The following is a 12,076-nucleotide window of genomic DNA, read 5'->3' as shown; positions in this document are numbered from 1 at the left end:
GCCGGCGTATCTCCTAGTCGAAGGCGACGAGGAAGCCTTCGTCGTCGACCGCATCTCCCCCAACGATGGCGACTAGTTCGGCCGCGAGTGATTCGATGGTGGAGGTGGCGTGGACGCGTTCGATCCTAAGCGCGCGGGGCACTCGTCGGTCCCAGCCGCGGATGGGGTCGGATGGTTCCCATCGCAATAGGTATTCAAATACTGGGCCTTCTGCCCATTCTTCCCAGCGCAAGACTGGCGGCAAATATTCGGCTTCGTGTCCTTCAATCAGTACCGCGCCCGGTTTGAGGTCCAACTGTAGGCAGAAGGGCTCGTGTTCGTGTGGCTTTTCTGGGGTGCTCTTGAGATTGGTTTCTTCACTGAGGGCCGCGAGGTCGTATTTTTGTGCCTGCGACATTAGCTCGTTTAGTTCTTCAGTTTCGATCCCAGCGCTTTCGATGGCTTTCATCGCCACGCGTGAGAGCGGCACGTCGCCGGTGAGCACGCCGGGGACGGCCTCGGCCGGCACGATTGGCGCGGTGAAGGGGCGCATGCCGGGGAACATGGGCACGAGTTCTGCGAGCAGGTCTTTACCACCAAGCCAATTGGGCGAGTAGACGGTGAGGTTTACGGCTGCATCTGGGTCAGGTTCGGCCACATGTCCCATGTCGGAGCGGAGGCCTCCCCCAAGGCGCGCCGCCAGGGTAACGAGGTTGGCGACCAGCAGGTACTCGTCACCGGCAGGTAGCACATGCTTGAACCAGGGGTCGAGGAAGTCGACGGGGGCGTCTGGGGGCGGCACTTCGCGTTCTCGACGGCACTGCACCGAATAGACTACGGCGGCACTGTTGGGCAGGTTGAGTTCGGCTTGCTGCCCTTTCCCCAAAGTCCATGGGCCCGAGAGGGTCGCTTCCCCGGTTAGGCCGAGGACGCCTGGCACCAACCAGCCGGCCTCTTCCCAGAGGGAAACTGCGAGCGCTTCTACTTCGGAGGAAGACACGTCTGAGGGGAAAAAGAGGAGGTGTCCGCCCATAAGTTCGGGAGGTAGCTGATGGCCGGCAAGCCAGGTGGTGGCAACCACGTAGGTGTCTTTGGCTCGGTCCGCGTAGGCGGTGCCATCTTCGTGGAAGCGAAAGGAGGCGCCTTCGAAGGCGGGTTTGAGGGCAGCAGCTAGCGAGGGGTCAAGGACTCGTGAAAGGTCAATGGGCACGGGGCACCTGTTTACTTTTTGACGGGAACTTGGGTGAAGTTGAGGTGTGAGCGCGATGGCGTGGGGCCTCGCTGACCCTGGTAGCGGGAACCGGTAGCGCCTTGGCCGTATGGTTTTTGGGCTGGGGCGGAGAGACGGAAGAAGCACAACTGACCAATTTTCATGCCCGGGTAGAGCAGGATGGGCATGGTGGCGGTGTTGGAAAGTTCGAGGGTGACTTGGCCGGAGAAGCCCGGGTCGATGAAACCGGCGGTGGAGTGCGTGAGCAGACCGAGGCGACCGAGGGAAGATTTGCCTTCGAGGCGGGCGGCAATATCGTCTGGCAGGGTGACAGTTTCGAGGGTCGCGCCGAGGACGAACTCGCCGGGGTGCAAGACGAACGGTCCGGACTCCCCCGCATCGACCATGTGGGTCAGGTCTGACTGGTCGGCCTTGGGGTCAATAACCGCGTACTTGTGGTTGTCGAAAAGTCGGAAGTACCGGTCGAGGCGCACGTCAATGCTGGCTGGCTGTACCAGCGACAGGTCTAGTGGGTCGAGGCCAATGCGGCCGGCGGACAACTCGGCAGTGAGATCACCATCAGAAAGCAACATGGGTCTATTGTTCCATTAGTTTTCGGGTTAGTAAATTTTTCTGTGACCGCATCTTTTTCTTTGGCCGAGGACGACCTCGGCGCGCTAATCGTCAGGTGAGACTCTTTACGGGGAAGAAACTCACAAAGGTGGGGTGGGCGTAGAGTTTTGGCGGTGAAGAGACTAGAGTTGTAGGGTGCAAAATCAAGAAAAATCGCCAAATTCGATGAGTCAACCGGCCCCTATCGGCGCTGCTAGTGTGCGCGGGGCAAAAGAAAATTCTGCCGTTAAGGATTGGAATGTTGACCCGTGGAAGGCTTTCTATGTGATTATGGCCGGCGGGTTTATGACCTTGCTGGACGTGTCGATTGTGAACGTGGCGTTGCCTTCGATTACGGCACATTTGCAGGCCACTTCGAGCCAGTTGCAGTGGATTGTGGCGATCTATTCGCTGGCTTTTGGGGTGATGCTGGTGCCGGCGGGTCGCTTTGGTGATCTTTTTGGCCGTCGCACCATGTTTTTGGTGGGCATTGGCGGTTTCGGCCTGGCCTCGATTTTGTGTGGTTTGGCCCCGAGCGCGAACTTTTTGATTGGTGCTCGCCTGATTCAGGGTGCTTTTGCTGCGGTGATTAACCCGCAGGTGGCGGGCTTGATTCAGCAAATGTTTACTGGTGCTGACCGAGGGCGCGCCTACGGTTACAACGGTGCTGCCATTGGGGTGGCGACTGCTTTGGGCCCAGTCCTTGGCGGCGTGATTGTTTCGGCGCTGCCGGGACAGTTCGGTTGGCGCACCATTTTCTTGATTAATGTACCGATTGCTCTGGTCGTCATCCCGATGGCGATTAAGCTTTTGCCCCCACCGCAGCGCCAAGATGCGAAGATTCGCTTGGATTTGGTGGGCATCATTTTGATGACGGCAATAACCTTGTTGTTGATGTTGCCGTTGATTATTGCCACGCAGCACGCTTCCTGGTCTGGCGCTCCTTGGTGGATGATTGGCGCTGCTTTGGCAGTGTGGGTTTTGTTCATGCTTTGGGAGCTTTGGCGTGATGGCCAGGGCGGTACGGTGATTTTGCCGCGTTCGCTGATGCGCACTCCCTCATTCACTTTGGGCACGGTCATTATTACCGTTTATTTTGTGGGCTTTTCGGGCTTTTTCGTCATCACTTCCTTGTATTTGCAGGATGGTTTGGGTTTGCCCGCTTGGCAGGCTGGCATGATGCTGTTGCCTTTCGCTTTGGGTGGCACGGTGGGTGCTGCCGGTTCGGGCCGCTACTTGCATCATTATGGTCGCCTAGTGGTCGTCGTTGGCTTGGCTTGTTCCCTGGCGGGCATGTCTTTGGGCAATTTGTTGATTAGCTTGGATCCGACAGGCAACCATGTGTGGACTTTGATTTTTGCTTTCTTGCTGGCGGGCTTTGGTAATGGTTGCACGATTGCCCCGAACCAGGCTTTGACTTTGGCGGATGTGCCGGTGGCTTCGACTTCGACGGCGGCCGCATTGTTGCAGTCCACGCAGCGCATTGGCACCACTTTGTCGATTGCGGTTTTGACCCTCGTGTTCTTTATTTCTCTACCGTTGGATTTGCGCGGTCAGCCGGCGTCCTCGGCAGGGGAAATCTTGACTTTCTCGGGGGCCTTTTCTAACGCTTTGCACGTTACCGAGGTAACCTGTTCGCTGGCGCTGATGATGGCTTTGGTGGACTGGTACCGTCGCCGTCACGCTTCGGTTCAGTAGGGTTTTGGCAGGAAATCTGTAGGGTTTTTCTCTACTCTGGTAGTAAGTGCCATTTCGGCTCTAATCGTTCGCAATGATGCCCGTATTAGACGCTAAAGGATTGAGGAAACCATGAAAACCCCACTTACTGCCATTACTGTTCTTTCTGCTGCCGCTATTGCTTTAACTCCCCTCCCGCTGACGTCCACGCCGGTGGCCGAGGCCGCTTACCGTCCTCGACCCACTTTGGTGTCTGCCCCGAAGGTGGGTGGCAAGTTTGTGGATGTGCCGAAAAACATGCTGTTTTCGGGGGAAATGGCTTGGTTGGCGAATGCACGCATTTCGACTGGTTGGGAAGGCAAACGAGGGCGAGAATACCGCCCGTTGAATCAGATTGAGCGTCAAGCAATGGCTGCTTTCTTGTACCGGCTGGCGGGAATGGATCGCTCGGGCTATCGCCCACCGAAACGCCCCACTTTTAAGGATGTGCCGCGCGGTTCGCAGTTTTATAAACAGGTTGAGTGGATGGCTTCGACCGGAATCACAACCGGTTGGAAGCGTGGCAAGGATCGTTATTTCGGTCCGCATGGCGCGGTGAATCGCGATGCCATGGCCGCTTTCTTGGCTCGTTTCGTTAAAAAGTACCCGTCGCGGGTGTCCCCGGCGATTGTCGCCCTCGGCCAGCCAGGGAAACAAGGTAGTGGCCGAGTGTTCCGCGATGTGCCTGCCAAGATGCAGTTCTCGGCGGAGATGGAGTGGCTGCGGAAAACTGAGGTGTCGACTGGCTGGAAACGGGGGAAGAATCGTTTCTACCGCCCATTGGAGCCGATTCGTCGCGATGCCATGGCTGCTTTCTTGTACCGTTTGAAGTTCAACCGGTTCGCGGAGCCCACAGCCGCAGAAATGGCTGACGCTCGCAAAACCGTGACGAAGTCTTGCTGGGTTGCACCCAATATGAGCGATTTTTGGAATCGAAAGAATCTGGAATGCGAGTTTACCCGCTACAACTATGCGATCAATAAAGCAGCGAATGAGCGGATTCGGAAAGAGAAGCTACAAGAGTTCAGCATGTATGTGGGCAATCCCCGAGACATTATCGACGAGATCCTGATTTTCCCCACGATTAAGAGCTTCGGCATTATGGGTACGAAGGCAACTTCGGTACCGAATTTTTCTCGAATGCCAAATGTTACGCACTTGATTCTCAAAGGCAATCAGCTGCGAAGCTTGCCAAACTTCAGTCATTTGCCGAAACTAACACATTTGAATGTGAATGAAAATCAGCTCCGCAGCCTGCCGAACTTTACTCACCTGCCGAAGCTATACAATCTTGAAGCGGAAAGGAACCAGCTTTCGAGCGTCCCGAACTTCAGTAAGATTCCTCAGCTGAGTTATCTTGAGGTGTCCTCGAATAAGCTGAAGGCACTACCTGACTTCCGTTATGCCCGGGAGCTATTCACTCTGAAGGTTGAGAGCAATCAGCTGACGGCTCTGCCCGATTTCCGCAGCACCAACCTACGAGTAATTCATGCGGATAAGAACCGAATCAGCAAGGTGCCGAATTGGAAGAATCTTCGCAACCTGCAAAGCCTGTACCTGAAGAATAACCAGATTAAGTCCATGCCGAACTTCTACTACATGGACGAGCTAAAGTACGTGCACTTGCAAAACAATCCGTTAAAGAAGTGCCCCACTTTCCCTGACTCGCTGCGTCGGATCAAGGTAAGTTGCTGACCGGTTTTGCTTCCTGGTTTTGCTGGCCGAGGGCGAGGCGCGGTTTACTAGCGACGGCTGACGCCCTCGGCCCCAAACAGAATTAGAAAAAGCCCAATCATGAACTTTATTGTGTGTCCATGATTGGGCTTTTCCCTTGCTTTTTAGCCGCAGTTTTGGTTGAAGTTGAACTTCAGGCGGTAAAGGAAAGTAATCATCGCTTCACGAGTGATTGGTTCAAGTGGCCGGTAGGTGCCATCGGCCCAGCCGGTACTGATCTTTGCTTCCTTCACCCAGGCAATCGTGGCCTTGTGGTCTGCTTTCACCGTGTCCTTGAAAGTGTTGGCTTTAATCAGGTCCGGGAACTGGTGAGTCACGATCGCTGGAGAAACGCTCGCAGGGAACTTGGTGGCGAAACGCTGTAGGAAAGCGGCCATCGCTTCACGAGTAATGGACTCCTTCGGACGGAACGAACCATCAGGCCAACCGCGACTAATCCCGGTGTTCTTCATCCACGAGATTTCCCGGTAGAAGGGGTTGCGCTGATCCACATCCGAGAAATCGTGATGACGCAAAGTTACCTTCGGTTTGCCCGCCATACGGTACAAGAACGCAGCTACCGCTTCACGCGTCACCGGGGCAAGCGGACGGAAAGTTCCATCTGCCCAGCCAGTAGTGATACGAGCATTTGAACCCCAGAAAATTTCCCCCTGGAAAGGATTAGAGCGCGGCACGTCCTTGAAGGCGACCCGGCCCAGCTTAGGAGCCGACTTGCGAGTCAAGCACTGAGCCACCGGCTTAGGTGCAGGCTTGACCGGAGGCTTTGGCTTTACCGGGGGCTTCGGCTTCGGAGCTGGCTTAACTGGCTTCGGCGCTGGCTTCACCGGCTTAGGTGCAGGCTTTACCGGAACCGGCTTCATAGGCTTAGGCGCAGGCTTAACTGGAGCCGGCTTGACCGGAACAACAGGCTTAGGCGCTGGTTTGACCGGCTTGGGAGCAGGCTTGACCGGCTTAGGCGCAGGTTTGAGCGGCTTTGGGGCAGGCTTTACCGGTGGCTTCGGATTTACCGGTGCCGGCTTCACCGGAACAACAGGCTTAGGAGCGGGCTTAACAGGCTTCGGCGCAGGCTTCACCGGCTTCGGCTTGGTCGGCACAGGCTTAACTGGCTTGGGAGCAGGCTTAACTGGAGCCGGCTTCACCGGAACAACGGGTTTCGGCGCGGGCTTCACCGGCTTCGGCGCTGGCTTAACTGGAGCCGGCTTCACCGGAACAACAGGCTTAGGAGCCGGTTTGACCGGCTTGGGAGCAGGCTTGACCGGAGGCTTCGGCTTAACTGGAGCCGGCTTCACCGGAACAACAGGTTTCGGAGCCGGCTTGACAGGCTTCGGCGCAGGTTTAACTGGAGGCTTCGGTTTGGTCGGTGCCGGCTTCACCGGAACAACCGGTACTACCGGCTCTGGCTCAGGTTCTGGGCTCTCGACAGGCTCAGGGCTGTCGTATGGTTCTGGACTATCGTCCAGTTCTGGCTCGGCAGAAGGCTCAGCCGGTTCCTCTGGTTCCGGATCAACGGGATTCTCTGGCTCGGCCGGAGCTTCCTTTTCTGGACTTGGTTCTACAACCGGTGGCTTTGCTTCTGGAGTGGGCTTGACCGGCAACTCTGGGGTTGGCTCTGGGTCCACAGGTGGCTGAGCAGGTACCTCAGGAGTCGGTTCAACTTCTGGAGTAGGCATAGGCTGCGGCTCAGGATCAGGCATCGGTTCCACTTCAGGAGTCGGTTCTGCTTCCGGCGTTGGCATCGGCTGCCGCTCAGGATCAGGCATCGGCTGCGGCTCAGGCATCGGCTGAGGTTTGGGATTCGGCTTCAGGTTTTCTGGCAGCGGTGGCTCCAAGAAGTAAGTCGCCTGGGCAGTCTGTCCCTTTTCGTACTTTTGAGTGTCGTCCGGGTAGTAGAATGCGGTCAGGTTTACCCGGTCGGCCTCGGCCAAAGCAGGCAAGGTAAGCGGTACCAAAGCTGGTCCCACCCCATTGGAGTGCACGTTATCCGACCAGCGTTCCACCCACTGGCCATCTGGCTTCTGGTAGGTCATTTTCACCTGGACAAAACCAGGAGCGCCAACAGTTACTGGCACTTGTGCCTGGGACTCTGCCGCCAGTGGCGAGGGGGCATCCGCTTCAATCGAGACGCGAGCACGGCCCACCTCAACCCGCTGCACTACCGCGTTTACCGGCAGGTAAGCAGAACCAGCCGCGGGGACAAACTCGGCGGACACATCATAGGTTTTAGTTCCGGCCTCGGCCACATAAGTTGTTTCCAAGCGACCAGCAGACAGGTCGCTAGTGCTGGCAATCTCGCGACCATCAACTCGCAAAATGACTTTGCCTTGCGCGTTCGCGGGGAAAGTAGCCGCAATCGGATTTTCGGTCCCAGCGTTTACTTTTCGCTGCGGGATCTCAAGGTTCAAGGCTGCAAACTGCGGATTCTGAGCGGCCAAAGTGGGACGAATCCAAGACAAGTGGTTCGCGACCGCAACCGCATCAAACCAAGGACGCCCCTGGGTATTCGCATCAGAAACGACCGCTACAAAACTGACCTTGTTATTGACAAAAACCGGGCCGCCAGAATCGCCTGGGCGGATCCCTTGCCCCTGAGACAACAACCAGTGACCCTGCTTGGTTAACTCTTGGCCAGCAACCCCAAACTTTTCGCTCTCCAAGTCTGCTGGCAAAGTAGAAACGGGAGCGCCCTGCCACTTCGCAGTGCCATTACCCCAACCGTAAACCTGGCCCTTCGCCCCTAAAGCAACCGGGGATTCCACTAGCTGCGCCACTGGGGTGGCAACCGGGCGAGACAAGTGCGCCAAAGCGATATCGCCACGCTCAGCCGGCAAGAAAAAGTCAATCTCGTGCTGATTTGCCCGCCGGAAATTGTACGTGCGACCAAAAGTAGCCAACGCTGGCACCGGACCCATTCGGAAATCATTGCAGTGCGCCGCAGTAAGCACCCACTGGCGATCCACCAGCACCCCAGTGCAGCCCTTCGCACCGACCCGCAAATATGCCACCGAGTTAGCACGGGAATCATCAGCTTTAGCGGCGTCACCATTTAACATGGCCGAGGCCGAAGCAACCGGCAACAGGCCTAAAGACAAAACAGAAGCAGCGGCAATCAAACCACGAGAAAAACGAAAAGCCATCAAAGCATCCTCAAAACAATGGCAATAAAAAGGGGCGTGGCCAGTATATCTTGACCACACCCCAAAAAGTAGTGCTTGTGACCAGAACTAAAAGGTCAACAATCTTGCTCAGTTTTCCAACGGACGACCCTGAGCATCAGTGTAGTTAGACGAGATCAAAAGGATAATGAACTCAATGAAAACCCAAGGGCCAGAAATCAAGGCGCCAACGACGGTCAAAGTCAAAAGTAGCTGAGCCACCCCACGACCGGTGTAACCCATGTAGAAGTTGTGAATGCCAAGGGTGCCCAAGAAGAAGCAGAGTAGCACTGCAATCCACTTATTACGTGGAGGGGTCATTGGCTGACCATAAGGCTGCTGGGCATAACCATTCGGGTAAGTCTGCTGCTGGTAAGGAGCCTGACCCGGAGGAGTCTGGTAACCCTGCTGCTGGTACTGTGCTTGGCCGTTCGCCTGGTACTGCTGGTATTGTCCCCCAGCCTGATACTGCTGCTGGTAACCATTCTGGCCAGGCGCCTGGTATGGCTGAACTGGAGCGTCAGTCTGCGGCATGCTGGTGTAAGCTTCAGCCCCATTTTGACCTTGGGCATTTTCATTAGTTGGGTAATAAGGTTCGCTCATTATTGCTCCTCAATATTCGGAACCATTAGTTGCACTGCCAAAGCAGTGCTTGGACGAGCCGATAATATCACCACATCCCAAGCGTGGCTAGGTAAACCTAAGCATCAATCAAAGCAAGTCCCACAATAAAGCGGTGGCGCCCTCGGCCAGCTTTATAGCTACCGAGGGCGCCCCACTAAACAACTATTCCCAAAGCGTGGAAGCTACACCCCCACTTTTTGGGCGGCTCGAACTTAGCGTTCGCCGTTCATAACCGCGGCGCGGCCTGCTTCGAGGCGAGCCACCGGAACGCGGAATGGGGAACAAGAGACGTAGTTCAGGCCGATCCGGTCGAAGAAGTGGATCGAGTCTGGGTCACCACCGTGCTCACCACAAATGCCCATCTTCATGCCGGGCTTTGCGCTGCGGCCCTTCTTGACGCCAAGCTTGACTAGGCGGCCCACACCGTGCACGTCAATGCTTTCGAATGGCGAAACGCCAAAGACGCCCTCTTCGGTGTAGAGGCCAAAGAAGGTACCTTCCACATCGTCACGGCTGAAGCCCCAGGTGGTCTGGGTCAAGTCGTTGGTTCCGAAGCTGAAGAAGTCAGCCTCGAGTGCCAAGTCCTCGGCGGTGAGCGCAGCACGAGGAAGTTCGACCATACAACCAATCGGGATATCCAATTCCACGCCAGTACGTTCGCTGACCTCGGCGATGATGGCTTCGCCCTCTTCGCGGATTAGCTGAAGTTCACGAATCGAACCGACTAGCGGCACCATGATTTCAGGGAGCGGGTTGCCACCCTCGGCCTTCAAATCGGCAGCAGCTTCAACCAAAGCGCGCATCTGCAAAGCAAACAAGCCCGGCAGGTACAAGCCGAGGCGCACGCCGCGCAGACCAAGCATTGGGTTCGCTTCGTGCATCTTACGAACGGCACTGAGCATGCGCTTGTCGGCCTCGACCTCTTCCCCACTCTTGTGTAGGGCGTCAGCGACAGCCACCTTGACTTCTAGGTCGGTCAAGTCTGGCAAGAACTCGTGCAGTGGCGGGTCAATCAGACGCACGGTCATGGGCTTGCCGTCCATCAGCTTAAGCATCTGGAGGAAGTCGCCCTTCTGCAATGGCACCAAAGCGTCCATGGCGTCGGAACGTTCTTGCGAGGCTTCTTCGGCCAAAATCACACGTTCAATCAGGGCGCGACGTTCCCCGAGGAACATGTGCTCGGTGCGGCACAGGCCGATACCTTGAGCTCCATAGCCGAGGGCGCGCTCGGTGTCCTCTGGGGTGTCGGCGTTGGTGCGAACCTCAAGGCGACGAACCGAATCGGCATGAGTGAGCAGGCGGTCGACACTGCGGACCAAATCCTGCATGTCCTCGTCGCCTTCGGCGGCAGCCAAACCGGCCTCAAGGCCATGCGAGAGGTAGGTGGTAACAGGCGAGTCAACCACTGCGACCTTGCCGTCGAAAACTTCGCCGGTGGTGCCGTCAATGGAAATGACGTGGCCTTCACCAAAGACCTTGTCACCCACGCGCAAGGTGCGAGCCTTCAAATCCACGTCGAGTTCTTCCGCGCCACAAACACAGGTCTTGCCCATGCCACGGGCAACCACCGCGGCGTGCGAGGTCTTACCACCGCGGGCGGTCAAAACACCCTCGGCGGCGACCATGCCCGGTAGGTCTTCGGGGTTGGTTTCGCGGCGCACCAGAATGACGGGGTTGCCCGCATTTGCCATCTTAATGGCGGCGGCATTATCGAACGCAATCTGGCCAACAGCCGCACCAGGCGAGGCGGCCATGGCGCGAGTCAAAAGGTTGCGGGAGGCTTCCACATCGAACTGGGGGAACATCAGCTGGGTTAGCTGGGCACCGGTGACGCGCTCAAGAGCCTCATTTGGGGTGATCAGTTTTTCGTCGATCAGCTGGCTGGCCACACGGAAGGCCGCACCCGCGGTACGCTTACCCACACGAGTCTGGAGCATCCACAGCTTGCCACGTTCAATGGTGAACTCGATATCGCACAAGTCCTTGTAGTGAGTTTCAAGCTTGCGCATGATGCCACGCAACTCGTCGTAAACCGGACGGTTGTGTTCCTTCAAAGCGGCCAGCGGCAAAGTATTACGAATGCCGGCCACCACGTCTTCGCCCTGAGCGTTCATCAGGTAGTCACCGTAAACGCCGGCGTCACCACTGGAGGGGTCACGGGTGAAGCACACGCCAGTGCCGGAAGTTTCACCCATGTTGCCGAAGACCATGGTGCAAATGTTGACAGCGGTGCCCAAATCGTGCGGGATGCGTTCACGACGACGGTAAATGTGGGCACGTTCGGTGTTCCATGAACGGAACACGGCCTCGATGGCCATATCCATCTGGGTGCGAGGATCCTGCGGGAAAGCCTCACCGGTGGCATCCAAAACGATCTGCTTGAAAGTTTCGACCAGACCCTTAAGGTCCTCGGCAGTCAAGTCCACATCGGCACTAACTTTCCGCTCGGCCTTCAAGTCTTCGAGGGCGTCCGAGAACCGATCACCATCGACATCCAGCACGGTCTTGCCGAACATTTGGATTAGGCGACGGTAGGAGTCCCAAGCAAAACGTTCGTCCCCGGACACCTTTGCTAGGCCGAGGACGGACTTGTCATTAAGACCAATGTTGAGGACGGTTTCCATCATGCCTGGCATGGAGAACTTGGCGCCCGAACGAACCGAAACGAGCAGGGGATCTTCCGCGTCACCAAGCTGGCGACCCAAAGTGTCTTCCACATCGCGCAAGGCCTGGGTGACCTCAGTATGGAGTTCATCGGGAACCTGGCCATGGTTTAGGTACGAACGGCAGGCATCGGTGGTGATGGTGAAACCAGGGGGGACCGGCAACCCGAGTTTGGTCATTTCTGCTAGGTTGGCGCCTTTACCACCTAGCAAGTCCTTCATATCCTTGTCACCTTCGTGGAAGTTATATACGAACTTGGTCATGTTTTCCCTTTTCGCTTAGCGTCGCGGCCTTTGCGACGGTAGGTGGGACGAGGCAGTTCGTTCTGTCTCGTTAACTATCAGTCAGCATCATACTAGGTGACTTACGTCCCACGCTAGTGTTA

7 protein-coding genes are annotated in these 12,076 nt (G+C 56.6%); 2 read left to right on the top strand and 5 right to left on the bottom strand.

Annotation, left to right across the window (positions count from 1 at the left end; genetic code table 11):
- Nucleotides 1-13: 13 nt before the first annotated feature.
- Both BK816_RS01745 and dcd read right to left on the bottom strand, forming a co-directional pair.
- Nucleotides 14-1,189, bottom strand: a complete 1,176-nt coding sequence (locus BK816_RS01745; protein WP_071163642.1) for a hypothetical protein — start codon at nucleotides 1,187-1,189, stop codon at nucleotides 14-16.
- Nucleotides 1,190-1,200: 11 nt separating this feature from the next.
- On the bottom strand, nucleotides 1,201-1,782 hold the full coding sequence (gene dcd, locus BK816_RS01740; protein ID WP_071163641.1) for a dCTP deaminase: 582 nt from the start codon (nucleotides 1,780-1,782) through the stop codon (nucleotides 1,201-1,203).
- Nucleotides 1,783-1,987: 205 nt separating this feature from the next.
- Here dcd and BK816_RS01735 point away from each other — a divergent pair, with 205 nt between their 5' ends.
- The gene (locus BK816_RS01735) at nucleotides 1,988-3,499 is read left to right on the top strand and encodes an MFS transporter (RefSeq protein ID WP_156981970.1); all 1,512 of its coding nucleotides are present in this window, start codon (nucleotides 1,988-1,990) and stop codon (nucleotides 3,497-3,499) included.
- Between the two features lie 111 nt (nucleotides 3,500-3,610).
- On the top strand, nucleotides 3,611-5,212 hold the full coding sequence (locus BK816_RS01730; protein WP_071163640.1) for a leucine-rich repeat domain-containing protein: 1,602 nt from the start codon (nucleotides 3,611-3,613) through the stop codon (nucleotides 5,210-5,212).
- Nucleotides 5,213-5,355: 143 nt separating this feature from the next.
- Here the strand turns inward: BK816_RS01730 and BK816_RS01725 are convergent, their stop codons facing one another.
- From BK816_RS01725 to ppdK, 3 genes are all read right to left on the bottom strand, one after another.
- Nucleotides 5,356-8,385 (bottom strand): S-layer homology domain-containing protein, encoded by a 3,030-nt coding sequence (locus BK816_RS01725; RefSeq protein ID WP_071163639.1) that lies wholly within the window; start codon nucleotides 8,383-8,385, stop codon nucleotides 5,356-5,358.
- A 108-nt stretch (nucleotides 8,386-8,493) separates the two neighbouring features.
- A complete protein-coding gene (locus BK816_RS01720; RefSeq protein ID WP_071163638.1) occupies nucleotides 8,494-9,006 on the bottom strand; it encodes a TM2 domain-containing protein in 513 nt (170 codons plus the stop codon).
- A gap of 233 nt (nucleotides 9,007-9,239) precedes the next feature.
- On the bottom strand, nucleotides 9,240-11,954 hold the full coding sequence (ppdK, locus tag BK816_RS01715; RefSeq protein WP_071163637.1) for a pyruvate, phosphate dikinase: 2,715 nt from the start codon (nucleotides 11,952-11,954) through the stop codon (nucleotides 9,240-9,242).
- Between the last annotated feature and the right edge of the window lie 122 nt (nucleotides 11,955-12,076).

The organism is Boudabousia tangfeifanii, assembly GCF_001856685.1.
Lineage (GTDB): Bacteria > Actinomycetota > Actinomycetes > Actinomycetales > Actinomycetaceae > Boudabousia > Boudabousia tangfeifanii.
This window is presented reverse-complemented; position numbering and strand designations above follow the sequence as displayed.

What these genes read in the sequence shown, in the direction of transcription:
- dcd (WP_071163641.1), bottom strand. Translation starts at nt 1,782, where the DNA reads ATGTTGCTTTCTGATGGTGATCTCACTGCCGAGTTGTCCGCCGGCCGC.
- BK816_RS01735 (WP_156981970.1), top strand. Translation starts at nt 1,988, where the DNA reads ATGAGTCAACCGGCCCCTATCGGCGCTGCTAGTGTGCGCGGGGCAAAA.
- BK816_RS01730 (WP_071163640.1), top strand. Translation starts at nt 3,611, where the DNA reads ATGAAAACCCCACTTACTGCCATTACTGTTCTTTCTGCTGCCGCTATT.
- BK816_RS01725 (WP_071163639.1), bottom strand. Translation starts at nt 8,385, where the DNA reads ATGGCTTTTCGTTTTTCTCGTGGTTTGATTGCCGCTGCTTCTGTTTTG.
- BK816_RS01720 (WP_071163638.1), bottom strand. Translation starts at nt 9,006, where the DNA reads ATGAGCGAACCTTATTACCCAACTAATGAAAATGCCCAAGGTCAAAAT.
- ppdK (WP_071163637.1), bottom strand. Translation starts at nt 11,954, where the DNA reads ATGACCAAGTTCGTATATAACTTCCACGAAGGTGACAAGGATATGAAG.